Raw genomic sequence first — 23,369 nt, forward strand, 5'->3', positions numbered from 1 at the left:
GCGGAGGCGTATTCCTCCGGAACGGCCCCGGAGGGCCAACTGGGCGGCCATGATGGGGGCATGGCGGGGCTGGAGGGCATCGAACAGCCGCGGGGACACAGCCGTGCGGCCGCGGCGCGGTGGTCGCCTGCGGCCGAGGACGAGCGTGCGCTCAAGGCGATCGAACTGTTCGGCAACCCGACGGAAGCAGAGGTTCCGCTGCCGTCCCGCCCCGAGTCCGCGGCGACCGCCCGCCGGCTCGCCCAGGTCGTCATCCTGCGCCAGTGGCGGCTCGGCCCCAAGATGACCGAGGACGCGGTCCTACTCGTCTCCGAACTCGTGGGCAACGCCGTACGGCACACCGGCGCCCGCGTCTTCGGCCTGCGGATGCGCCGCCGCCCGGGATGGATCCGGGTGGAGGTGCGCGATCCGTCGCGGGGGCTGCCGTGTCTGATGCCGGTTCAGGAGATGGACGTCAGCGGGCGGGGCTTGTTCCTGGTGGAGAAGTTGTCGGACAGGTGGGGCGTCGATCTGCTGCCCCGGGGCAAGACGACGTGGTTCGAGATGCGGGTGGCTGATCGATGAGGGGCTCGCTGGCCCCCTGTCAGGTCAATCAACCGTTTTCTTACCCCGCGCCCCTTAAATAGGACGGGTGACCACCACCAACCGACGCGACGTCCTCCGAGCAGGCGCCGGCCTCATCGCCGGAGGCACGCTCGCCACCGGTTGCGGCACCACCGGTAAAGACGCGCCGCCCCCGCACCCTGCCGCCAACCCCACGTCGGCCAACCCCACGTCGGCCGGCCCCACCACGGCCACCCCCACCCCCGTCGCCCCCTCCCCCCGCGCCTTCCCCCGACAACCGCTCCAGATCACCCACGGCCCCAGCGCGAGCACATCCGTCGCGTTCACTTTCCACGGCCAGGGCGACCCCACTCTCGCCACCCAGCTCCTCGCCACCGCCGAGAAGCACGGCGCCCACCTCACGGTGCTGGCCGTGGGCAGCTGGCTCGACGCGCACCCCGCCATGGCCCGCCGCATCCTCGACGGCGGCCACGACCTCGGCAACCACACCCAGCGGCACATCTCCATCAACGCCATGGCCGAGGCCGACGCCCGCGAGGAGATCACCAAGTGCGCGGACCGCCTCAGGCGGCTCACCGGGTCGATCGGCAGCTGGTTCCGCCCGTCCAGGGCGTCCACCGCATCGCCGCTCGTCGCCCGGCTCGCGACCGAAGCGGGCTACCCGCACGTGCTGTCGTACGACGTCGACTCGCTCGACTACACCCGGCCCGGCGCGGCGGCCATCACCCGCAAGGTGCTCGCGGAGGTCAAGGGCGGCTCGGTGGTGAGCATGCACTTCGGGTACCCGGACACGGTCGCCGCCCTCCCTGCCGTACTCCAAGAACTCGACCGCCGCGGACTGCGCGCGGTCACCACCACGGAGCTGCTGAGCTGATGCGAACCATGAAAGCCGCCCGGCTGCCGGCCGTCGGCGCCGCCCTCGCCGCCCTGGCGCTGCTGCCCGCGTGCAGCAGCGGATCCGGAAACCCCGATACGCCGGCCGCCAGCAGCACCGCTCCCGTGCGGCCGCAGGCGCAGAAGGCGGAGCCGGTCGTCGACGTGCTGCCGGGAATGCCCCCGGTCCTCGACCCAACGGACGTGTACTCCGCCGACCGCCCCAACAAGCTCTCTCCCGTCGTCAAGGACTTCCCGTCCCGGATCTACGTCCCCAACACCAACTCCGACACGGTCTCGGTCATCGACCCGAAGACGCACCGGGTGATCCAGACCATCCGGGTCGGCCGGCAGCCCCAGCACGTCGTACCGTCCTGGGACCTGAAGACCCTGTGGGTGAACAACGACCTGGGCAACAGCCTCACCCCCATCGACCCGAGGACCGGCCGGGTCGGCAAGCCGGTCGCCGTGCACGACCCGTACAACCTGTACTTCACGCCCAACGGCAAGTACGCGATCGTGATGGCCTCCATGGACCGGCAGCTGGTGTTCCGGGACGCGCACACCATGAAGACCGTCAAGTCCGTCCCGGTCAGCTGCTACGGCGTCAATCACGCCGACTTCTCCCTGGACGGCCGGTACTTCATCGTCTCCTGCGAGTTCAGCGGTGAGCTGCTCAAGGTGGACACCGAGAAGATGAAGGTGCTCCGGCAGGAGAAGCTGCCGTTCCACGGCGCCATGCCGCAGGACGTCAAGGTCTCGCCCGACGGCAAGTTGTTCTACATCGCCGACATGATGGCCAACGGTGTGTGGATCCTGAACGGCGACAAGTTCACCGTGCCCACCTTCCTGGCCACCGGCAAGGGCGCCCACGGGCTGTACGTCAGCCGGGACTCCCGCGAGATGTACATCTCCAACCGGGGCGAGGGCACGATCTCCGTCTACGACTTCGCCCAGAACCGGCTGACGAAGAAGTGGCGGCTGCCGGGCGGCGGCAGCCCGGACATGGGCGGGGTGTCGGCGGACGGCAAGGTCCTGTGGCTGTCCGGTCGTTACAACTCCGAGGTGTACGCCATCGACACCCGCACCGGCACCGAACTGGCCCGCATCCACGTCGGCAGCGGCCCGCACGGCCTGGCCGTCTATCCGCAGCCGGGCCGCTACTCCCTCGGCCACACCGGCATCTTCCGCTGACGCACGCCGGCTGGACACGCCGCCGATCGAGTGACGATCCCGGCACGCCGTCACCGACCCGACACCGTGCTGCCCCTGATCACCAGTCGACAAGAAGAAAAGACCGAGATCATGGACGACTGCCAGAGCAACCCCAACTACCAGTCCAGGCACTGAGGTTCACTTCCTGAGCAGCAGCGCCTCGGCGCCGACCGGCAGACAGCCCGCCGCCTGGAACGCCCGCACACTGCGGGCGTTCCCCGGGGCGACCTGCGCCCACAGGGGCTCCTCGGCCAGCTGCCGGGCGGCGGTCACCAGGGCCCGGCCCAGCCCCGGCCGCCGCACCCCCTCGTCCACCTCCACCGAGGCCTCAAGGCGTCCCGCGACCCCCCGGCCCAGGACGACCACTCCGCCCTCCGCCGCCCAGGCGCGCACCTCGTCACGGCGGGCGCGGGCATAGGCGACCCGGGAGTGACCGGGTCCGGTGAGCTCCGTGAGCGGGAGGTCCGGGCGGCCCGGCAGCGGGCCGGCGACCAGCAACGTGTCGATGGTCTCCTGCTCCCGGCCCGTGCGGTCCATCAGGGCGGTGAGGAAGCGCGCGTTCATGGTCGCGCACAGCGCGTCGCAGGGGGTCGCGCGCAGGGTGTCGTACACCCACTCGGGATCCTCGTCGGTGAAGACGACCGAGTGCGCGGTGAAGGAGAGGACCCCCGCGTCCCGGGCGGACGGCTGCGGGACGACCGTCGTACGGCCGTCGGGCGGTGGGAAGACACCGCGGGCCGCCGCGTCGAGAATGTCCCGCAAGGTCTCCATGGCCGTGCCCGCTCCTTGAGTCTCCACCCACTGGAAGGTCCACACTCGCAGACATGCTGGGCTATCCGGGGGGCGACCCCCCAGACCCCCCGTACGACAGCACCGGACTTTTCACCATCGGTGAGCTGGCGAAGGCCACCGGGCTGACCGTGCGCACCATCCGCTACTGGTCCGACGAGGGCGTGCTCACCCCGGTGCGCCGGTCGTCCGGCGGCTACCGGCTGTACGACGCCGAGTCCTTCGCCCGGCTGGAGCTGATCCGTACCCTGCGCGAACTGGGCCTCGGGCTGGCGCATGTGCGTGCGGTGCTCTCCGGCGAGCAGACCGTGGCGGAGGTGGCGGCGGCGCATGTGGCGGCGCTGGACGCGCAGATCCGGTCCCTGAAGGTGACCCGGGCAGTGCTGTCGACCGTGGCCCGACGCGGTTCGAGTGCGGAGGAGATGACCCTGATGAACAAGCTGGCGCGGTTGTCGGCGGCGGAGCGGCGGCGGATCCTCGAGGAGTTCGTCGAGGAGACGCTGCACGGGCTGGACACCGTCGACCCGGAGATCCGCAAGCGGATGCTCGCCACCGTGGCGGACCTGCCGGAGGAGCCGACGCCCGAGCAGGTCGACGCCTGGGTAGAGCTGGCCGAGATGGTCCAGGACCCCGAATTCCGGGCCCAGATGCGCAGGGCGACCGAGCTCAACGCGGCCGACCGGGGGCCCGAGGTGCCGGCCGGGACCTCCCTGTGGTTCGTGAAGCGGCTCATCGACCTGGTGGGCGACGCACGCCGGCGGGGCATCGCGCCCGAGGCGCCGGAGGCCGACGAGGTACTGCGGGAACTGCTGGGCGACGCGGACCCGGCCGCCGTGCTGAAACGGCTGGACACCGCCTTCGACGACCGGCTCGCCCGTTACCGCGAGCTGCTCTCCGTGCTGAAGGGACAGCCCTTCACCGTGTACGCGGAGGAGTTCGCCTGGGCGGCCGCCGCTCTGCGTGCTCGCGTGGACCGTTAATCTGACCTGCGACAGACGCCGGCACGGCACAAGTAATACGAACAAAAAGGGGCGGATCGGTGGCGGACATCGAAGAAGCGCGCACTCACTTCCAGCGGATCGATGCGGACGGTGACGGTCTCATCACCGCCGCCGAGTTCAAGACCGCTCTCGCGCAGGGGGGCGACTGGAACGTCACCGAAACGGTCGCCCAGGCGATCATCGACAGCCGCGACCTGGACGGCGACAAGGTTCTGTCGTTCGACGAGTTCTGGGCCCACCTGAGCAAGTAGGCACCAGGAGCGAGGAGCGAAGGGGGCCCGGATCCCGGACCCCCTTTCTCGTGCGCGCGGCCGGTGGGCGGCGAGAGTCGCCATGGTCCACCGGCGGCCGCGCGGGCTGACTCGGAACCGCCGCGATCCAGGGCGCCCGCCGCATCGGTGCGAGTCCGATCGTCACCACCCGCACCGAGGTCAATCGGAAGCGGTGCTGGAAACTGGGTGCGGCGGAGGTGATCGTCACGGGGGAGTCGGAGGGCCTGAACCGCATCCGGGACGCGCACCGGCTGATGGAGTCCAACGCGCACCTGGGCAAGATCGTCGTACGGATCTGAGGCCCGCGACCCGCAGCGCACCCGTTCGGCTCAGCTGTGGAATAGGTCCCGTACGCCCGGGGTTGATGCCGGACAGCAGCGAATCAATGCATGTGCATCTACTCCCGAAAGGCGTGTCATGAAGATCGGCATCATCGGCGCGGGCAACATCGGCGGCAACCTCACCCGGCGGCTCACCGCCCTCGGTCACGACGTGTCCGTGGCGAACTCGCGCGGCCCCGAGACACTCCGCGAACTGGCCGACGAGACGGGAGCGACGGCCGTACCGGCCGAGGAAGCCGCGCGCGGCGCCGAGGTCGTGGTCGTCGCGGTCCCGGTGAAGGCGGTCCCCAACCTGCCGGCGGGCCTGCTGGACGGCGCGGCGGAGAACGTCGCCGTGATCGACACCGGCAACTACTACCCGCGCGAGCGGGACGGCCGTATCGGCGAGATCGAGGACGAGGGCATCACGGAGAGCCGCTGGACCGAGCGCCGGATCGGCCACCCCGTGATCAAGGCGTTCAACGGCACGTACGCCCAGGACATCCTGGACCGCCACCGCCCCGCCGGCGAACCCGGCCGCCAGGCCCTCCCGGTCTCCGGTGACGACGAGGCGGCCAAGCGGGTCGTCCGCGACCTGATCGACGAACTCGGCTTCGACACGGTCGACAACGGCGGCATCGACGACTCCTGGCGCCAGCAGCCGGGCACGCCGGTGTACGGCCTGCGGGCGAACGCCGAGGGGGTACGGAAGGCCCTGGCGGAGGCGTCTCCGGAGCGCCCGGAGGCCTTCCGGGGGTAGGGCGGCGGAGCGCGGGCCCGGGGTCTGTGTGCAGCCGGACCGGGATCGGGGCGCTGTGCGCCACATGGCGTGGACACTGCCGCCGGCAGCTTCTATCTCAGAGCGAGCAGGGCGCGGTAGCCGGCGTGCGACCGGGCGACCACCTTGACCCAGCCGTACACCAGCACGAAAAGATGGTCGGAGCCCTCGCCCTGGGGGAGGAACTGCCGGTCGGCGGGGAGCGGGACCCGCGTCGCCGCCCGCAGCAGCGCCGCCCGGTCCGCTGCGTCGAGGGTCTCCCAGAAGGGGGCGGGGCTGGTCACCACGACTCACAGTGTGGCCCCGGCGCACCGCCCCGAAACCTGCAGGATCCGCCGGAGAGTGGCAAGCGGCGGCTCAACTCTCCTTCTTCGCCCATGACTTGAGAGCCGCCTTGTCGGCGAAGTCCGCCACGTTCTTGTCGTGCGGGTCGCTGGTGTACTGGTGGAAACGCCACTTGGCCTTGATGCGGGGGTGGCCGGCGCTGACGTAGTCGGCGATCCAGAGGCCGTCGCCCGCGTACGAGGTGTTGTCGATGTTCAGCCAGAAGTTCCGGTTGGTGTACAGCACCACCCGGTAGCTGGGCCGCAGTTCCTTCACAGTTCGGATGAATCGGTCCTTCTCGGCGTTGCTCGCGTGGGTGCCGTCGCCGGTGGTCTCCCAGTCGACGGCGAGGATCTCGCCCGCCTTCTCGGGGGCGTGCTTGACGAAGTACTCGGCCTGGGCGGTGAGGTTCCCGGGCCAGAGGAAGTGGTAGTAGCCGACGACCAGTCCGGCGTCGCGTCCGGTCTTGGTCTGGGCGGCGAGCTTGGGATTGACGTACGAACGCCCCTCCGTCGCCTTGATGAAGACGAAGGAGAGGCCGCCCGTGTCGTAGGCGGAGGACTGGTACGCGCTCACGTCGATTCCGTGCAGCATGTGGGGGCTCCCTGGTGCCGGTGGGGGGAGGCAGGGGTGGGGGCAGGAATTGCAACTGCGTATTCCGTATTCCCCGGATCGGCACGGGAGACCCGCGTGGGCGCGTGAATTGTCAGCTGCGGGCGAGTTCAGCTCCGACGCGGCCACGACCCCGACGGCGAGGCCGTGAGTGACCAGCGCGCTGCCGTCGTTGGCCAGGCTCTCTGTGTGCGGCGAGGTGACGGCACGGCGCGGCAGCAGCCGAGTGAACGACCGCGGGGCCTTCCAGAAGCCGATCGCGCCGTCGCCCACCCTGGGTGCGCCGATCAGGTACTGCACCAGGTTGGCGGTGGCCGGCTGCGGGTGGTCGCGGGTCGAGGTCGCCACCACGATGCAGCCGACCTCGGAAGGGCTGACCCCTGCCTGTTCCAGGGCGTGCCGGGCCGCTTGCGCGGCCAGGTCGGAGGACGCCTGGTCGGGACGGGCGTGCCGACGCTCGACTATGCCGGTCTTGCGCTCGATCCAGTCGGCCGTCACCCCGCCGCCAACGGCACCTGCTCGTTGGTGACCTGTACGGGGGAAGGTACGAGCCGGTGCCGCGGATTCCGTACTGCATGCGCGGTGCCTCCATCGGGTGTGTCCGGGACGGGGATCGTCACGCTCAGGCGTGACACTCCGGCCGTCCGCCGTTGAACTCGAACATCTCCACGACGGACGAGGCCACGTCGATCCGGGCGCCCGGTGGCAGGCCCCGCAACTCGGCGTACGCCCGATGCAGATTGCCCACCAGCCGTTCGGCGTCGATCAGCTGGGCGAACTCCCCGAGGTCGGCCGAACGTGCGGCCCCCAGCGTGGACACCCCGGCGGCCATGCCGTCCCGGGCCAGCTGCCGCAGCCAGCGCAGATACGCCTCCGTGGCGTCGAGCACCTCCGGGCCGCCGACCGCGCCGTGCCCGGCGACGACCGTACCCGGACCCAGCGCCCGCAACCGCTCCAGCGCACGCAACGAGCCGTCGACCGACCCCATCAGGATGTACGGCGTAAATCCGGACCAGGCCACCAAAACCGTCGAGCAGTTGCGGGCGCAAGGCATCGCGCGGCGGCACTGGCTCGGCATGGCGGACATCTCCGCAGAGAGCGGGAACGGGGCAGAAGGCGCCCTGCGGGTGCGCAGCTACGCGCTGGTCTTCCAGATCACCGCGGCGGACGGTCCCGCACTGCGGTCCAGCACGACCTGCAAGGACGTCCTCGTCCCGGACGGCGACTCCTGGCTGATCAAGACCCGGCTCGTCGTCACGGACGCGCCCGCGCAGTAGCGGCGGCCTTGAACCGGTCAGTCGACCGGTGCGACGAAGCGGACGTCCGGGCGCTCACCGGCAGCCGCCAGGAAACAGGCCAACTCCCTTCCCTCCGAGTCCAGTTCGGCGATCTCCGCCGAAGTCAGCGGCCGGAACGGGGAGATGGTGACCAGCCCGCCGTCGGCTCGCCAGAGGCCGGCCACCATGCCGTCGACCAGGATCGATCCGGGCACGATGCCGTTCCGCAGGAACAGCTTCTTGCGGAACGGTTCGGGCACGATCCGGCTGCGGTCGGCGTACGAGAGGACGACGTTGTCGAAGTCCGGCAGAAAGCGCGCCGGCGCCGGCAGGCCGGGGTCGGCACGGGGCGCGTCGGGCAGGTCCAGCAGGTCGGCGCCGCCTGTGCCGCGCAGCCGTACCAGGTCGGTCATCGTGTCGGTCACCTCCCGCAGCCTGGTCAGCCCGCACCATGCCTGCACGTCGGCGACCGTCGCGGGTCCGAAAGCGGCCAGGTAACGGCGGATCATGGCGGGCAGCGCGGTGGCCTTGGCCGGTGCGCCGAGCCAGGACTCGGCGGTGGCGTAGCGGGTCGCCCCGCCCGCCCCCCAGACCGCGCGTGGCGGCAGCTGGACCAGTGCCAGCCGGGCCCGGGCGACGTCCGCGAGTTGGCGCGGCGGCGCGCCCGGCACGCGCTCGGCGAGTGCCTCGCCCAGTTCCTTCTGAGTCATCGGCCCCTTCGTCAGCAGTTCCAGGGCGTGCTGGGCGACCAGCGCCGGGTCGCCGACTTCGCGGGCCGCCCGACGGCGGCCAAGGCCTGAGCGCCCACCGCCGATGCGGCCTGCGGGCGGTCCATGATGTCGACCTGGAGGGCGTCCAGCCGGTTCCGCAGCCGGGACGGCATGACCTGCCGCAGCTTGGTCAGGGCCCGCAGTGAGGCTTCGCCGATACCGGCCACCGGCCCGACGGTCAGCCGACGTACCGCCGTGCGGGTGAGGTCCGGCGGGCGCGTTCGAGCGCGGCGAGCCGGCGTTCCAGGTCCGGTGGTACCGGGTCGCGCTGGCGCAGCACCCAGGGCAGGCCGGCGGTGGCGTGGGCGAAGGCGCGCGCGGAGGCGGTGTCCCGGGGCACGGTGCGGATCAGATGCCCGGTGCGGCGTAGGGCGGAGGGCAGGGGGCGGCGCAGCCAGGTGAACCACAGGGTGTTGCGGATGCCGAGGACGCGTCGGGCGGTGCTGTCGCGCAGCGGGGAGGCCTGGTGGTGGACGGTGAGGTCCTCGGCGTAGGTGAGCCACCAGCCCTGGCGCAGCAGGTCGCAGGCGAGCAGTTCCTCCTCGCCTCCGAGCCACAGGCCGGGGTGGAAGCCGCCGGCGGCCCGGAAGGCCTCGGTACGCAGCACGGTGGCGGCGGCGAGGAAGGAGCCGAGGGCGGGCCCGGGGAGCCAGCCGGGTCCGCTCAGTGGGGACTCGCGCAGCTCGCGGACGACCGGGTCCTCAGTACCATCCGGTTCCACGACGATCCGCGCGGTGACGCCCGCGAGCCGGGGCCGTGGGTCGAGCAGGTCGGCCGCGTGCCGCACGCTGCCGGGCTCCCACCAGGAGTCGTCGTCGCAGAAGGCGACGTACGGCGTGGTCACATGGCGGACGGCGAGATTGCGGCCGATGGCGCCCAGGTTGCGGCCCGGGCGCAGCAGGGTCACCTCGGGGAAGTCGCGGGCGACCGCTTCGGCGGTGCCGTCGGCCGAGGCGTTGTCGGTGACGATCACGCGGGGACGCTCGGGCAGCAGGCGCAGCCGGTCGAGGGTGCGCAGCAGTTCGTCACGCCGGTTGTGGGTGATCACGACGACGGTCGTACGGTCGTCGGGGCCGGTCAGGGTCATCGCGTGGGCTCTTCCTCCGGTCGTGCGGCCGCCTGCCGGTCGAGCAGGCGGACGGCGTGTTCGACGTGCGGGGGCGGGGTGCGGCGGCGGGCCAGGGTGGCGGGGAGCCGCAGCAGGGTCTCCTTCAGGGCGCGGCGGGCGCCGGCCGGGGCGGCCGGGGCGGCCGGAGTGAGGCCGCCGGTGGCGCGCGGGCGATGGGCCAGGGCCTGTGCGGACAGGTGGTCAGCACGTGGTTCCCTCGGAGGTGGAGGCGAGCAGGAAGCGGGCGCCGTCGCGTTCGGCGATCCCCAGCGCGCTGCGGGTGCCCAGGCTGCCGACCCCAAGGGTCTCCGGAGGCAGGGGCAGGTAATCGGCGGGCGAGGCCGGGCCGACGAAGTGCAGCGCCGGGTCGTACGGGCCCGGCAGCTGTTCCACGCCCTCGGGGTCGGAGACGTCGCAGTGCATGTACCGGAAATCGGGCCGGTCCTCCAGCTGGACCGCCTTCTCGCGCCGCCCGCAGACCAGGTTGTCGGCACGGTTGACTCGGCCCCCGGATCCAGCAGGGGTTCGCACAGGTGGGAGTCGAGGAAGCCGGCGCCGCCGGTCACGAGGGCGTGCCGACAGGGGATCGGTGAGTCACCAGTCATGAAGGCTGTTCCTTCGTCCACGTCTTCGCGCTCTGCCACGCCCCTGCCTGGGCGTTCGGCGCATGCCGTGTCGCCGGGGCCGATCTCGTCGGCCCGCTCGGAATCAAGCACAGGGCTACGGTCCCGCTGTGCCGAAGGACCGCCCTGGTCGGCCGCCGGTGGCTGGACGACATCGGCAGCGGAATTCCCCTGCGGGTTGTCTTCACACCTTGGATTCTTATTGTCGACTCAGCCGGGTACTCGCGCGACTCCACGACCGGCGACTCCACGAGGGAGAGGGCCATGCACGACGACACCGCGGCGGCCGTGCTGAGTGCACTCGGCCCGGTTCACCGGGGGCGGCTGCTGCTGTCCGGCTGGTTCAGCTTCCGTGACGGCGAGGCCACGGCCGGTGACGTACTCGCCCAGCAACACATGACGGCCGCGCTCAGCCGCGCGGGCATCCGGCACGACACGGCGTGGAGTCCCGGCTTCCGTCCCGGCGCGCTGTCCCTGGAGACGGCGCGCCCGGAGGCGTACGACACCCTGCTCTTCGTGTGCGGACCGGTGCACGGGCCCCAAGTCACCTTGTTGCATGCCAGGTTCAGGACCTGTCGACGACTGGCCGCCGGTGTCTCCGTCGTCGATCCGGACGATCCGGCGGCCACCGGTTTCCACGAGATCATCGCCCGGGATGGCACCCCGGCTCCGGCCCGGCACGACCTGGCGGCCTCGGCCCCGGTGGGCCCGCCGCCGCCCGTGGCCGGGGTGGTGCTCTCCCACGGGCAGGGCGAGTACGGCAAGCGCCGCCGGCACGAGGAGGTGAACGCGCGGATCACCGGCTGGCTGGCCGGCAAGGACTGTGTGCGGGTGCCGGCCGAGACCCGGCTGGCCACGGACGACTGGCGGTTGTGCGCCACGGCGGAGCAGTTCCTCGCTCTTGTCTCCCGCTTCGACGTGGTCGTCACCACCCGGCTGCACGGTCTCGTGCTGGCCCTGCGTACCGGTACACCGGTGATCGCCGTGGACCCGGTCGCGAGCGGCGCCAAGGTGACCGCCCAGGCGCGGGTGGTGGGCTGGCCGGCGCTGGTGGAGGCACGGACGCTGAGCGAAGAGGTGCTGGACCACTGGTGGCGGTGGGCGCTGTCCGAGTCGGGCCGGATGGCCGCAGCCTGCCACTCGATGCGCTGAACCGTTCATCGAGGAGCTGACGACCGATCACTGTGAGGTCGAGGAGTTCTTCGGCCGTACCGAGACGCTGTCGCGCGGCGCTCCAAGAAGCGTAAGGACCTGGCCGACCAGGTAACGATCGAGCTGGTGGGCCACTCGGTCGCCGAGGTGGGCCCGGAACCCGGAGCGAGCCGGGCGGAACGACAACGACACCGGCTGCCGAGCGACCGGGAGGGCCAGGGCTAGCGTAAAAGCGCTGCACGTTGCCGTACTCGTGGGGCTTCAGGCGTCCGGCAAGTCAACGTTCTCCGAGCAGCGTCTGCGCGGGCTCTACGAGCAGGTCAGCAAGGACCTTTTCCGGCGAAGCGCCCGGCACAAGCAGGAACGGCAGATGCGCCTGGTTGGGGTGCACTGGACGCGGGGAGATCGGTGGCGATCGACAACACCAATCCCTCTCCCGACGAGTGGAGGCCGCTCATCGCTTCCGGGCGCGCCCATTGCGCGACAGTCACCGCGTACTGGGCAATGCGCTTCGGCCGGGGCGTGATCGGGTCCCTGACATCGGTATCCACGCCACCGGGAAGCGATTGCGCCGTCCGTCGCCGGCGGACGGGGACGCCGTCCTGGGAGTACGGTTCGACGGCCGCAACGGATTCCATGTGCGGCCGGCGCCGGACGGCACGTGACCCATCAGGCGCCCGGAAGCGTGTGACGCCCAAGGGAAGAGGTCCGCCGAGCCACACTCGCGGCATGATCCACTGGACCGGCCACGGGCTGCGACGGACCCTGAACCGCGAAGTCGGCACCCCTTGCCGAGCCGACTGGGTCAGACGGGGCGGATGTTCTCCGCCTGAGGACCTTTCTGCCCCTGGGTGATGTCGAACTCGACCTTCTGGCCCTCCTGCAGTTCGCGGTAGCCCTGGCTGGCGATGTTCGAGTAGTGGGCGAACACGTCAGGACCGCCGCCCTCCTGCTCGATGAAGCCGAAGCCCTTCTCGCTGTTGAACCACTTGACCGTGCCCCTGGCCATGACTCTCTCCTTCGAGCGAACCGGGCCCGCGTCCTCGGCGCCCGGCAGTAGCCGCCTTGGCCCGGAGAGACGCTGAACAGCAAGAACGCCCGTGTTTGCGATCACGGGCGAACGACCTTCGGAACCACGACTGCTCAAGTTCGACGCTACACCCGCGTGATGGCTGCCGCTACGCGAACATGCCGGCCTCGGTGATTGCCTTCCGCCTCGCCGGGGACGTGCGGTAGTGCAGAGGACTGATCGGTCGTGATCGCTGTGTGCTTCCGGCCCGGAGCCCGAGGGCCCGGCATCGTGTGTGCCGCTGGGGACCGCGGAGATTCAGCCCGAAGAGATGCCTCCGGCGAAACCGGCCGACCCGCTCCGGAAGAAAGGGAAGTGACGGCACCCACCCGTGCCCAATAGCCTCGCGTTTTGGGCGATCCTCCTTCCTTCCCGTGTCCGAATCCGCTCGGCGCCGCTCTTTTTGAGAAGTCCGCGTCGCGTAGAGCGTCCGGCCATGTATCGGGCGTGCCTGGTGTTCGCCGCCCGCGACGCGCAGCGTGCCGCCAGCGAGCAGCCGGCCGAGGCGGGCGTCGGCTCACCTGCAACCCCTGGCCGAGGAGAATTCGTGAATCCCCTGTCGGGGCGGGGGTACCCGACGGGTCCCGGCGCAGCATGCGGCGCCGGCGTACAGACCGAGCAAGCGCCATCTCACCGCCTGGAGGAACCATGGCGGACATCGCCCCACCTGATCTGCAGAAAGCCCTGTCCGGCGCGGAGTACCCGGCCGACTCCGAGCAGCTTCGGAAGGTCGCCGAGAAGAATCACGCGCCCAAAGAGGTAACCGAGCGCATCTCCCACCTCGGGAAGAAGAAGTTTCAAAATCCGGCCGAGGTGAGCAAGGCCGTCTTCCGGAACGAGTGACGGGCCATCGGTGGGCGACGGCCGGAGCAGCCCGCCCCGGCCGTTGCCCGGCAGCGCTGAACAGCCGGTCACCGTCATCTTGTGCTAATTGCCGGTGCCAAGGTCCTTCGCCGAGACGTGGTGAGCACGGGGCTGGACTGGTCGCGATGTGCGATCGACTCCGTCAGTGTGCGAGCGGCAAAAGGGGGCCACTGACAGGACCGAATCCGACCGACCGCGGCAAACCGGGATCGAAAATCCACCTGATCACGGACACGAACGGACTGCCCCTGTCGCTCGGCATCTCCGGCGCCAACATGCACGACAGCCTCGGTCTTCAGCCGCTGGTGCGGGGCATCCACCCGTTCGTTCCCGGCGCGGTCAGCGTCGATGACGGCCTGCCAAGCTCCACGCAGACAATGGATACGACTACTGCACGCCCCGGCCGATGCTCGGCTCGTACGCGTAGAGGTCAGCGACACCCGCGCCGAACGCCTCCCGCTCCGCCCCGCCAGCCTCTATGCCGCCGACACGGAGGAAACCGGCCGCGGGCTGCTTGTCGTGGCGGGCCTCGCCGCTCGCTGGGACTGGCACCCGCGTCCCGACGGGCCGGGCAAAACGGTATGGGTGGACTATTCGCTCAGCACTCGATGATGTTCACCGCCAGCCCGCCCCGGGCCGTCTCCTTGTACTTGACGTACCTGTGGACGGCTATTGATCAGGGCGTTGACCTGCGATTTTAAGCATGCTTAGGCTTGCCTTGAGTCACGCCGGGGACTTTTTGGGGACTTCTTGTCGAGAGCTGATTACAACGTATCCCATGCTGCGTCAGACGCCTGCGGAGTTGGGCAGTTGATGCTCGGGCGGCATGCGATGGCTTCGGCGAGCCCCGCACTCGTAATGCGTAGGTCTCGGGTTCGAATCCCGAAGGCGGCTCCATGGTGAACCCCAGGTCAGGCCTCTGACCTGGGGTTTCTTGTTTCTGTTGACCTTGAGATCACAAACGGACACGTACAGTCTGTGCGTCCTAATGCGTAGGTCGCAGGTGCGATCTCTGTAGTGATTCCTAGGTCCATGGCCCCTGAGCTGGGCCTTTGTGGAAATGTTGACGTCAGCTGATGCTCTGTCAAGGGCTAGGTGCGGCCAATGTGCGGCCACGCGTGCAGCCACAGTGCCGGGATGGCCATCAGGAGCGGCATTTCTGGACTCAGTATTGATCGATGCCTTGTAGAGTTTCGACAACCAGACCAATGGCCAACTTCGTCAAGCAGCCTCGGCGGACGATCGCGGGCCCGGGATCAGCTTGCTGCGTGCTGGGCGTGCTTCGGTGAGAGCCAGACCAGGGCGAAGGTGATCAGCGCAGCACGGTGGCAAGCCCGATCAGGAGGTCGTCGGTGTGGTCGAAGGCTGTCGTTCCGCCATGGTTGACGCTTCGAAGAAGACGGTGCCGAGAGCGGTGATGCCGATGGCGCCGGAGAACCGCTGGACGGCGTTGAGCATGCCTGCGCCGGTGTCGACCTCGTTCTTCGAGTACATCGATGGCTTCTACAGGCGGCGAGCCCGCGTCAGGGCTGGAGCCTGAGGAGAAGGACGCGGAGTGCACAGTGGCCGTCGGCGTGTGCGTGTAGCACCTACGTGTTCACATACCGCCCATTCAGAGCGGAATCTGTTGCACTTGGCTGATTTCTACTCCTGTTGATGCCGCGTCGCGTTCCCAGGGGACAGACACGGTTCCGTCGTAGGTCTTTTGGGCGCCGACGGTCCGGGTGACCCATTTCGGATTTACTGCACCGGTGCCGTCTCCCTCGAACTTGAACGCGATCTTGTATTCGATGGGTGACCGGCTGATGTTGCGGATCGTGTACTGGGCGGAGAAGACGAGGTGACCGTGGCTCATTTCGGTTCCGTACTGGTTCACTTCGACCGGCTTGGCGGGAGCAGGGGTGGGAGCGTGACTGTTGCACGCAGCGAGGGTGGCGAGGAGGGCTGCGACGCAGGCAGCGGTTCGTGTGCGCATGACGCCGGAAGGTTAAGGGCGGTACTGCTGGCGGGCAAGGACTTTCATCGGTTCGTCTGGACGATGCGAGTTGAGGGTGGAGTGATGCGCCAGCTATGAGCCGGCGCATGATCGGCGGGTTCTCGCCATCTCTGAAACGCCCATCGGGAGTACTGCGCGTCCCACATTCATGGAAGACGCACAGGTAGAGGTGTGTGGCAGCGGATTCCGCACTGGATGCCAGTTTCTCGTCATGCCCATGAAATGTCCTGCTGCTCACGGTGTGCGTGTGCTTAGAGTGTCCTGCTTGCGGCGAATGGACCAGACCAGTCCGCCCGTACGCAGGCTGGGAACGGCAAGCGGGGGATCGTGTCCAGTCATGTGCTCTCCCCTGCCTGCACACACAGCTACCAAGGGGGAGGGTTCCTTGCGTCTCACACGAGCCGCCGTCACTACCGCCGCAGCCGCGGCTGCTGTGGTGGCCACCATGACGGTGGCCCCGCCGGCATCGGCCGCTACTTCCTATGTTCACAACGACTGCACGGCGAGTGACACCAGCCATCCGACGCACTGCTTCCGCATTCACTTCAACTCGCGCTCCGAGACGACGCAACAGTCCGACAGCGCCTGTGTGGCCACCCGGCACTCCCGGTCCAACGAGGACGGCTACTCGCCCAACGGCGCCACGTTCATCACGTTCGTGTTCGGCGCTTTCCCGTCCGATGCCTATGGCGGCATGCCGACCCCCTGCGACAGCAGAGGATCGGGGCAGGCCGTGTATCACAACGCCGCTTCTGCGTGGAACCAGGACCCGTACGCCGGATACACGGTGTATGCCAACACCGGCTACAGCGGCACGAGCAAGTACTACCCGAAGGCCGACGGCATCGCCCGCAACCTGAGCAGTGGCCTGAAAAACCACAACGGCTCGCACAAGAGGAGTTGATCGGTGATGTCGACGCCCCGAGTCCGGGCCGCTGCGCTCGCCCTCGCCGCTGCCATGGCAGCCACTGTGTTCACCTCGGCATGTGGCGCTCCGCACGACACTTCGGGCAGCGGGAAGGGTCGGCAACTGGTTGCGCAGGCCATGCCGCTGCCCGATGCCAAAATCCGGGCCACTTGGCCGAAGGCGCGGGTGGAACAGGGGCTGGCCAAGGGAATGCGGCTCCCGCTCCAGGACTACATGCTCGGTTATGCCGACGTCGTGGATGTGGAGAACGCCAGGGACCTGGTGAAGCAGGAGTGCATGCAGCGCCTCAGCTTCCAGTTCGCGCCCGAACCGTCTGGCCTGCATCCGAGTACTGCCTACGACGCGATGAACATGAAGCGCCGCTACGGCATCACCGACCGCACGGAGGCCGCCACGCACGGCTTCGCCCCGCCCCGGGCGGCCACCGATGACGACGGCACAGCAGCAGAGGACGCCGAACTGGCCAGGGAGGACGCCGAGTCGTCTGTTTCCGGCTGGGACGAGGCCATGAACCAGACGTGTATCCCCGAGGCGAACGCGAAAGTCGGCGTCCTGTACGAGACCGACCTGGCGGGAGACCTCGCCTCGGTGTCCTACGGTGCCACTGCCAAGCAGACGCCCGTCAGGAACGCTGTCGCCACGTGGTCATCCTGCATGGCCGGCGACGGCCACCGGGTGGAATCGCTCGACGACACCGAGGGCCGGTTTGCCACACCGAAGGTGCCCGGCCTGAAGCCGGGTAAAGCGGAGGTGTCGTTGGCCACCGACGATGTCGACTGCAAGCAGACCAGCAACCTCGTCGGCACCTGGTACCAGGCGGAGACCGCCTACCAGCACAAGCAGATCTCCTCCCACAAGCATGAGTTGGAGGCGGAGAAGGCCCGCAACGGGAAGTTGATCGAGCAGGCGCGGGCTGTCCTGGCCGCCCGAAAGTAGGCTGTTCCCCCATCACGGCCTCCGGCTCCAAGGCCGGGGCGAATGACTCGAAGATCAGCTTGAAGGTCGTCACGTACGACCCGTTCGGCGATACCCAATGACCTGTCACCTGCCACGCACGCCTCGCATGTCGTGCGTATTGCCACCGGCGCTCCACCCATTTGGCCAGCTGTGCTCTGACCATCACGGCCGGCCAGGGCTGGGACTCGGCCAGCCCTCCGCGCGCCCTAGCAAGCATCCGGTCCTAGGGGCGCAGAACTGTCGTCGCTGGGGTCTTTGACGCCGGCTTGAACACCCAAGTTCCCGCCTGCCCTTCAGGTCGTTCCGGCCGGGGGGTAGGCGGGCACAGCCGTGCCCAATCCGGGCACGAGACCACAGAGGTGGGGATTCCCTTTCGGGATATTGAAGATGAAAAGCCGATGGGCTGGTTCACCACCCACCGCTGCGACCTGGCCATAACGGTCACCGTTGCCGAGAAGTCACACCGGCCGGAGGCCTCTGAGGCCGTCGTCTGCGCAGCCCTCGACGCCACCTGCTGACACCCCCGGGAAAAGCTACCGCGCGGCCCTCATTTCTTCGTGATGGCCGTGGGCGGGCCGAGTCGTGCCCAAATGGGCACGGGAACCTTGACGAGAAGCGGGACGAACCTCTCTTGAGACCCAGAAGACGAATACACGCGCGCTGGGCCGCCCTGGTGACCTGCGCCGCGCTGACCAGTGGCCTCTTGCAATCCACCACAGCCCTCGCGGCTCCGCACGCCAACACCCCACCGGGCCACGGCAAACCGGCACCGTCCGGACGGGTCGCGGACCCGGACAAGAAGCTCGGCACGGGCTGGAAAACCAGCAAGGACCGCGCCGTGACAGCGGCCGCGGACAGCGGTGGGCTGAGGATCCTCGTCGCCGACAGCGCCAAGGCGTACGCATGGAAGTCGGTCGCGAGTCTGAGCGAGCCGGGCATGCCGGCGGACTCCTGGATCGGTAACCGGTGCGTGATCGACCACGACCACGCCGCTGTCGTCTACGCACCGCGTACCTTCACGAACAAGCCGGACCTGATGCAGGGCGGTGCGTTCGCGGCGATCGTGGACCTGGGCTCCGGGAATGTGACGAAGCTGCCGTTCACGGCGTCGCTGGCGTACTTCGATCCGTCCTGCAACCCGCAGACGCACACGGCCGCGTTCACCGCGTTCCGTGACATGAACGACCCGGCCGCGACCCGCACCCGTGTCGTGACCGTGGACATCGCCGGCAAGACACTGAGCACTTCGGCCACCAAGGGCGAGGTCACCAGCGCTGTGCCCGTCAAGGACGGTGTGATCGGCGCGCTCGGCAGTCATCTGGTCCACCTAGACCGCAAGGGCAGGACCAAGGACCTGCTCACGACGGGTGGCGTGCCGTTCGACATCCACCTGGTGAACGGCGAGACGATCGCCTTCGTCGAAGGCGACGGCAGCAAGCGCGCGCGTGCCCGGGTGTGGACTGCGAAGGGCAAGGCTGCTGTTGTCGCCGACGGCAAGCTCGGTGACCTCGACCTGGCACGGGGCGGTTCCTCCGAACTGTTCCTGGTCGGGCACCCGTCCGGCGCCGTGCACACCCGGGGCAGCGGCATCACCCGGGTCGACGCCCCGGTGGACACGGACATCTCCAGCCTGGGCCGACTCGCCGTCAACCCGGTCCTCACCCCAGGTGTGCGGGCGGGCGTCGACCACATCAAGAACGCCGGAAAGGGCTTCACGAAGACCGAGCCCGACACGCAGCCGGCCGCTCAGGCCCCGGGCATGCTGACGGCCGTCTCGCCCATGACGGTGACCGCCACCGCCACGGGCACTGGCACGAAGACCAGCCAACAGCTCACGCCCACACCGCAGGCCACCACGGAGAACCAGTTGTCTCCCGCCCTAGCCTCGGTCCACAAGGCGTCTGCCGCAGCCGGCGCAGCCGCGGGCAAGTCCCCGACCCAGGCGCGGACCGCGGCGATCGTGTCGCACGACCCGACCGATCCCGACCGCTGGTGCTCCGTCTCCCGGAACGACGTGGGCGCACAGGCGCTCCAGCCGACACCGAACCAGGTCGAGTGGGCGGTCGACATGGCCGTACGCGGTGATCTGCGCGCCAGTTACCTCAATCAGGGCGGCTATCGCAACCAGACCGGGATGGGCAGCATCGACCCGCAAGGTCTGTTCAAGCCGCCCACCCTGACCGGCAACGGTCGTATTCCCGCCAACGTGATGCTCGGCATCATGGCCCAGGAATCCAACCTGTGGCAGGCCGAATCCGGTTCCATCCCCGGCCAGATGGGCAGCCCCCTCGCGGCGGTCGACGGCTACTACGGGCACCAGATCGACCCGGGCAACCCGGACTCGTACTGGAACATCAACTGGGACAAGTCCGACTGCGGTTACGGCGTCGGACAGGTCACCGACGGCATGCGCATGGCCGGTCACGAGAAGTCCGGGGAGACGAGCCTGTCGCCGACCCTGCAGAAGGCCGTCGCCATCGACTACACGACCAACATCGCCGCCTCTATGAAGATCCTCGCCGACAAGTGGAACGAGGTCCACAAGGCTGGCCAGACGATCACCGTCAACAACGACGACCCCTCCTACGTGGAGAACTGGTTCACCGCGGTCTGGAACTACAACCTCGGTTTCAACCCGCCCTCGGAGGCCTCGAAGCACGACGGCTACTGGGGGCTCGGCTGGTACAACAACCCGGCCAACCCCATTTACAAGAACAGCTGGAACCACCCGTTCATGGACACGGACGTGGACGGCAGCGAAGCCAACCACGACGCCGCACACCCGCAGGACTGGCCCTACGAGGAGAAGGTGATGGGCTGGTCCGCCTGGTCCATAGACACCGGATACTCCTACGCCACCACCGGCCGACAGGACTGGAAGGGCGAGTCCGGCTTCTCCTCGGCGGGCTTCCGGCCGGCCTGGTGGAACACCACGGCCGCGCGCAGCCAGGTCTCGCCGCCGCTCGTCACCTTCTGCAACCCCGACAACAACTGCAACTCGGCGGCACCGCCCGACTGCGGCACGGAAGCCTGCTACGCGAAGTACTGGTACAACAAGCCCAACGCCAAGTGGAAGACGGACTGTGCCACCCAGTGCGGGCACGAGCTGATCAAGTACCAGACACTGATCCCGGAACCAGGGCGCGGCTACCGCCTCAAGAACGGCACGCCCGTCTGTGTCGGCCAACCGGCCGGCGCGCACGTAGTCGCTTCGGTGCCCAACGGCACGGAAACGTGGGGCGACTGCGGACAGGCCACCTCCTCCGGCAGCTTCGAGTTCACGTTCTACCCGTCCACCACGGGTACCCACTACGAGGCGAAAGCCGACCTGCACCAGGTCGGCGGCGGCTACGGCGGTCACTTCTGGTACACCCACACCCGCAACGAAGACCATCTGGGCGGCCCGGGCGGCCTGATGGACATCGACGGCACATGGACGCTCGGCGAGAAAATGGACCTGGCCCAGGTGTGGGTGCACATACCCGACACCGGGGCGCAGACCACACGGGCGCACTACGTGGTCCGCGGAGCCCAAGGCGGCCCGTACGACCGGTACGTCGACCAGAACGCCAACACCGGCAAGTGGGTGTCCCTGGGCGCCTACAAGTTCACCGACACACCCAGTGTCGGCCTGACGAACTACACGCCCGACGGAACGGCCGACAAGGACATCGCCTTCGGCGCGGTCGCCTTCCAGCCCGTCTCCGGCACGTTCGTCCGCCGTACCCTGACCGCGGCCTCGGTCTTCGACCCGAACCAGGAGCTCAACCAGAACTGGCCGGTGTCCACCGAGGTCAACACCCCGCTGCGCTCGATGAAGAACCTGTACGAGTGGGCCCTGGGTCTCGCCGAGGGAGGCCACCTGTGGGGCGCCGACCCGTCGGTGATGACCACAGGCCTCACCGGCTGGAACCGGTGCAACCCGGTGGGACACGAGGAGTGCACCGGCCCCCAGACGTACGACGCGGCCAAGAAGTGGGCCGACGACATCAAGGTCGGCGGTTTCACACCGAACGCCGACGGCTCGGCACCGTCCATGTCGATTCCGGTGTGGATGGGCATGTCCAACCGGCGCCCCGATCCGTCACAGCCCGCGAGCACGGCGTACAAGGGGGACAACAGCTACAAGATCAAGAGCGATGTCGTCGTCACGTTCGTCACCGACGGCAGCGGAAAGATCATCCCGGGCAGTGAAGGAGCGAACTACAAGGTTCGCGTCGGCAATGCCCATCTCCCCTACTTCCTGACCAGCATCATGAAGGGCATCGAAGCCGACTACGGCATTCCGAAGCCGGACCTCGACTACACCACTCAAGACGCCCTCGAATACGGCAACGAGATCACCTCCCACCCGTACACGGACGGGGACACACCGGGGCAGGCCTACCTCCCGCACTTCCGCGGCGCACGCCTCAACGCGGACCGCACGTGCGTGGATTTCCGGGCGATCGGCGGCGGGGTGCACGGCTACAGAGCCATGATCGCCAACAAGTACATCAACGACAACGTCAAGGCGTGGGTTGACAAGATCAATGCCAGCCCCGACACCAACTACTCCGTGCGCAACTTCGCCGGAGATGTCTACTCGATGTTCTTCAAGAACTCCGGTGACTGGAACAACAACATGTGGGGCACTTTGATCGGCAATGCCCCGCCGATCTGGCAGGACATCGCGGCTGCATTCTGCGCGGACGGCACGGTCAAGTCGACACATCTGCAGGACGACCGTGACGCCACACCTTCCAACGGCATCGTCTTCCAGAGTTACATGCCCGATCTGTACCTCTACGTCGACGACAAAATGACCGACAATCTGGGCCACCCTTCGAGCACCAGAATCAGGGGAGGAGACTGGAGGAACTTCTCGAACCTCCCTATCCCGCCCACGAAGGGCCATGCCTACGGTTCGTGCGACACAAGTGACCGGGGCAGCGGTGGGAATCCCTGGGACGTCGCGCCGCCGGTTCCTTTCATCGGGGACGGCCCCGGCAACCGGCCCACGAGCGTCGTTCACTGCGATGACTCGGGTACGAAGTTCACTGATAGCCTGACGCCCTGACAGTGGGTCATTGAATTCCCAGGAGCCGTTCCCGTGCGGGGGCGGCCCCTGGGTCACGACAACGGAGAAAACGCATGGGGTCGGGTATCACATTTATATTCATCCCGCTGTTCTTCTATGTTACGCTGGTCGCACTGCTGTGTGTGAAAATCGCAGAGAAAAACTCCTGGAAAATGGGGTTGCTGTTCGCGACGGTTCTCATTTTTCTGCCCGCTGGTGTCCTCACCGTCGCCGGCATGTACGATGCCGGCGCCTTGTAAGGGGCAGGGAGAAGATGAAGATCCTCATCATCACACTGTCCACGGTATTCCTGTGTGCAGCCTACGCATGGCCCGCGATTCCGCTGCTCATCTACCCGATGAACCGGCGGCGCGGCTTGTGGGCAGCACTCTACTGTTGCGCCGTCGGAGTGTTCTTCGGAATCGGACCACACTACTCGCATTTCAATATCGGAGCATTCTTCGAAGCGGCCATACTCACCTCCTTCGTTCGAGTAATCGCCGAAGCCGCGGGCATATTGGAGAAGCCTCGCAACGCGTGGCGGAAGCGGCACACAGCACCAGTGGAGTGAACGCTGATGAGGGCGTGCAGATGTTTAACTCGTAGCTTTCAGTTCGGTGGTTCCTTGGCAAGGCGGTTTCAAAGTCTTGCCGATCGACGATCCGTGCTGGTCACGGCATCGTGACGATGGGGTGGCGGGCCGCCACGCACGCAACGAAGTCGCCCCGGTCCCTGGCGGGCCCGCCCCGTGGCCGGGAAATTCGGGTGGTGCTCGTCCGGAGGACGTCGATGGAGCTTGGCGCCGAGTCTTGAGCCCG

General features: G+C 68.3%; 25 protein-coding genes and 2 pseudogenes. 15 read left to right on the forward strand and 12 right to left on the reverse strand.

What is annotated here, in order from left to right; translation table 11 throughout:
• The first annotated feature begins 60 nt into the window (after positions 1 to 60).
• The 3 genes from ABZ396_RS37720 to ABZ396_RS37730 are packed head-to-tail and all read left to right on the forward strand — an operon-like array spanning position 61 to position 2,631.
• Entirely contained in the window at positions 61 to 564 is a 504-nt protein-coding gene (locus ABZ396_RS37720) for an ATP-binding protein (RefSeq protein ID WP_358924439.1), read from the forward strand.
• Between the two features lie 58 nt (positions 565 to 622).
• Positions 623 to 1,438, forward strand: a complete 816-nt coding sequence (locus ABZ396_RS37725) for a polysaccharide deacetylase family protein (RefSeq protein ID WP_358924502.1) — start codon at positions 623 to 625, stop codon at positions 1,436 to 1,438.
• On the forward strand, positions 1,438 to 2,631 hold the full coding sequence (locus ABZ396_RS37730) for a hypothetical protein (protein ID WP_358924440.1): 1,194 nt from the start codon (positions 1,438 to 1,440) through the stop codon (positions 2,629 to 2,631). The genes ABZ396_RS37725 and ABZ396_RS37730 overlap by 1 nt, the downstream gene beginning before the upstream one ends.
• 159 nt (positions 2,632 to 2,790) lie before the next feature.
• On the opposite strand, the gene ABZ396_RS37735 is transcribed toward ABZ396_RS37730, so the two are convergent.
• Positions 2,791 to 3,423, reverse strand: a complete 633-nt coding sequence (locus ABZ396_RS37735) for a GNAT family N-acetyltransferase (RefSeq protein WP_358924441.1) — start codon at positions 3,421 to 3,423, stop codon at positions 2,791 to 2,793.
• A 53-nt stretch (positions 3,424 to 3,476) separates the two neighbouring features.
• Between ABZ396_RS37735 and ABZ396_RS37740 the strand changes: the two genes are divergently transcribed.
• The 3 genes from ABZ396_RS37740 to ABZ396_RS37750 all read left to right on the forward strand — a co-directional run bounded on the left by ABZ396_RS37740 (position 3,477) and on the right by ABZ396_RS37750 (position 5,794).
• Positions 3,477 to 4,421, forward strand: coding sequence for a MerR family transcriptional regulator (locus tag ABZ396_RS37740; RefSeq protein ID WP_358924442.1), 945 nt, complete (start codon positions 3,477 to 3,479; stop codon positions 4,419 to 4,421).
• A 59-nt stretch (positions 4,422 to 4,480) separates the two neighbouring features.
• A complete protein-coding gene (locus ABZ396_RS37745) occupies positions 4,481 to 4,693 on the forward strand; it encodes an EF-hand domain-containing protein (RefSeq protein ID WP_358924443.1) in 213 nt (70 codons plus the stop codon).
• 402 nt (positions 4,694 to 5,095) lie between these two features.
• On the forward strand, positions 5,096 to 5,794 hold the full coding sequence (locus tag ABZ396_RS37750; RefSeq protein ID WP_358924504.1) for an NAD(P)-binding domain-containing protein: 699 nt from the start codon (positions 5,096 to 5,098) through the stop codon (positions 5,792 to 5,794).
• A gap of 92 nt (positions 5,795 to 5,886) precedes the next feature.
• On the opposite strand, the gene ABZ396_RS37755 is transcribed toward ABZ396_RS37750, so the two are convergent.
• From ABZ396_RS37755 to ABZ396_RS37765, 3 genes are all read right to left on the reverse strand, one after another.
• A complete protein-coding gene (locus tag ABZ396_RS37755; RefSeq protein WP_358924445.1) occupies positions 5,887 to 6,099 on the reverse strand; it encodes a hypothetical protein in 213 nt (70 codons plus the stop codon).
• 70 nt (positions 6,100 to 6,169) lie between these two features.
• Complete coding sequence (locus tag ABZ396_RS37760) at positions 6,170 to 6,730, reverse strand: glycoside hydrolase family 25 protein (RefSeq protein WP_358924506.1); 561 nt, start codon at positions 6,728 to 6,730, stop codon at positions 6,170 to 6,172.
• Positions 6,731 to 7,370: 640 nt separating this feature from the next.
• A complete protein-coding gene (locus tag ABZ396_RS37765; protein WP_358924446.1) occupies positions 7,371 to 7,736 on the reverse strand; it encodes a hypothetical protein in 366 nt (121 codons plus the stop codon).
• 4 nt (positions 7,737 to 7,740) lie between these two features.
• On the opposite strand from ABZ396_RS37765, the gene ABZ396_RS37770 reads away from it, so the two are divergent.
• Entirely contained in the window at positions 7,741 to 8,025 is a 285-nt protein-coding gene (locus tag ABZ396_RS37770; RefSeq protein WP_358924448.1) for a nuclear transport factor 2 family protein, read from the forward strand.
• A gap of 17 nt (positions 8,026 to 8,042) precedes the next feature.
• On the opposite strand, the gene ABZ396_RS37775 is transcribed toward ABZ396_RS37770, so the two are convergent.
• The 4 genes and pseudogenes from ABZ396_RS37775 to ABZ396_RS37790 form a co-directional block, all read right to left on the reverse strand.
• Positions 8,043 to 8,840, reverse strand: coding sequence for a winged helix DNA-binding domain-containing protein (locus tag ABZ396_RS37775; protein WP_358924508.1), 798 nt, complete (start codon positions 8,838 to 8,840; stop codon positions 8,043 to 8,045).
• A gap of 29 nt (positions 8,841 to 8,869) precedes the next feature.
• A pseudogene (locus ABZ396_RS37780) lies at positions 8,870 to 8,968 on the reverse strand (transcriptional regulator); the annotation flags it as partial.
• 5 nt (positions 8,969 to 8,973) lie between these two features.
• Positions 8,974 to 9,882, reverse strand: coding sequence for a glycosyltransferase (locus ABZ396_RS37785; protein ID WP_358924449.1), 909 nt, complete (start codon positions 9,880 to 9,882; stop codon positions 8,974 to 8,976).
• 222 nt (positions 9,883 to 10,104) lie between these two features.
• Positions 10,105 to 10,434 (reverse strand): hypothetical protein, encoded by a 330-nt coding sequence (locus ABZ396_RS37790; RefSeq protein WP_358924451.1) that lies wholly within the window; start codon positions 10,432 to 10,434, stop codon positions 10,105 to 10,107.
• A 356-nt stretch (positions 10,435 to 10,790) separates the two neighbouring features.
• On the opposite strand from ABZ396_RS37790, the gene ABZ396_RS37795 reads away from it, so the two are divergent.
• Positions 10,791 to 11,678 carry a polysaccharide pyruvyl transferase family protein gene (locus tag ABZ396_RS37795; RefSeq protein WP_358924452.1) on the forward strand — a complete coding sequence of 296 codons (888 nt, stop codon included), beginning with the start codon at positions 10,791 to 10,793 and terminating at the stop codon, positions 11,676 to 11,678.
• A gap of 805 nt (positions 11,679 to 12,483) precedes the next feature.
• Here ABZ396_RS37795 and ABZ396_RS37800 read toward each other — a convergent pair.
• The gene (locus ABZ396_RS37800) at positions 12,484 to 12,687 is read right to left on the reverse strand and encodes a cold-shock protein (RefSeq protein ID WP_358924453.1); all 204 of its coding nucleotides are present in this window, start codon (positions 12,685 to 12,687) and stop codon (positions 12,484 to 12,486) included.
• Positions 12,688 to 13,395: 708 nt separating this feature from the next.
• On the opposite strand from ABZ396_RS37800, the gene ABZ396_RS37805 reads away from it, so the two are divergent.
• Both ABZ396_RS37805 and ABZ396_RS37810 read left to right on the forward strand, forming a co-directional pair.
• On the forward strand, positions 13,396 to 13,590 hold the full coding sequence (locus ABZ396_RS37805) for a DUF2795 domain-containing protein (RefSeq protein WP_358924455.1): 195 nt from the start codon (positions 13,396 to 13,398) through the stop codon (positions 13,588 to 13,590).
• A gap of 197 nt (positions 13,591 to 13,787) precedes the next feature.
• Positions 13,788 to 13,943, forward strand: a pseudogene (locus ABZ396_RS37810) (transposase); the annotation flags it as partial.
• A 55-nt stretch (positions 13,944 to 13,998) separates the two neighbouring features.
• Here the strand turns inward: ABZ396_RS37810 and ABZ396_RS37815 are convergent.
• The 3 genes from ABZ396_RS37815 to ABZ396_RS37825 form a co-directional block, all read right to left on the reverse strand.
• Entirely contained in the window at positions 13,999 to 14,163 is a 165-nt protein-coding gene (locus ABZ396_RS37815; RefSeq protein WP_358924513.1) for a hypothetical protein, read from the reverse strand.
• A 786-nt stretch (positions 14,164 to 14,949) separates the two neighbouring features.
• A complete protein-coding gene (locus ABZ396_RS37820) occupies positions 14,950 to 15,105 on the reverse strand; it encodes a hypothetical protein (RefSeq protein WP_358924457.1) in 156 nt (51 codons plus the stop codon).
• 118 nt (positions 15,106 to 15,223) lie between these two features.
• Complete coding sequence (locus ABZ396_RS37825; RefSeq protein ID WP_358924458.1) at positions 15,224 to 15,586, reverse strand: hypothetical protein; 363 nt, start codon at positions 15,584 to 15,586, stop codon at positions 15,224 to 15,226.
• Positions 15,587 to 16,052: 466 nt separating this feature from the next.
• Between ABZ396_RS37825 and ABZ396_RS37830 the strand changes: the two genes are divergently transcribed.
• The 5 genes from ABZ396_RS37830 (at position 16,053) to ABZ396_RS37850 (ending at position 23,122) form a co-directional block, all read left to right on the forward strand.
• On the forward strand, positions 16,053 to 16,511 hold the full coding sequence (locus ABZ396_RS37830) for a hypothetical protein (RefSeq protein WP_358924459.1): 459 nt from the start codon (positions 16,053 to 16,055) through the stop codon (positions 16,509 to 16,511).
• A gap of 3 nt (positions 16,512 to 16,514) precedes the next feature.
• Positions 16,515 to 17,471, forward strand: coding sequence for a hypothetical protein (locus ABZ396_RS37835; protein WP_358924461.1), 957 nt, complete (start codon positions 16,515 to 16,517; stop codon positions 17,469 to 17,471).
• Between the two features lie 724 nt (positions 17,472 to 18,195).
• Positions 18,196 to 22,551, forward strand: a complete 4,356-nt coding sequence (locus ABZ396_RS37840) for a hypothetical protein (RefSeq protein WP_358924462.1) — start codon at positions 18,196 to 18,198, stop codon at positions 22,549 to 22,551.
• A gap of 74 nt (positions 22,552 to 22,625) precedes the next feature.
• Entirely contained in the window at positions 22,626 to 22,811 is a 186-nt protein-coding gene (locus tag ABZ396_RS37845) for a hypothetical protein (RefSeq protein WP_358924464.1), read from the forward strand.
• A 14-nt stretch (positions 22,812 to 22,825) separates the two neighbouring features.
• Positions 22,826 to 23,122 (forward strand): hypothetical protein, encoded by a 297-nt coding sequence (locus tag ABZ396_RS37850; protein WP_358924465.1) that lies wholly within the window; start codon positions 22,826 to 22,828, stop codon positions 23,120 to 23,122.
• Positions 23,123 to 23,369 lie beyond the last annotated feature (247 nt).

The organism is Streptomyces sp. NPDC005866 (assembly GCF_040629895.1).
Classification (GTDB): Bacteria; Actinomycetota; Actinomycetes; order Streptomycetales; family Streptomycetaceae; genus Streptomyces.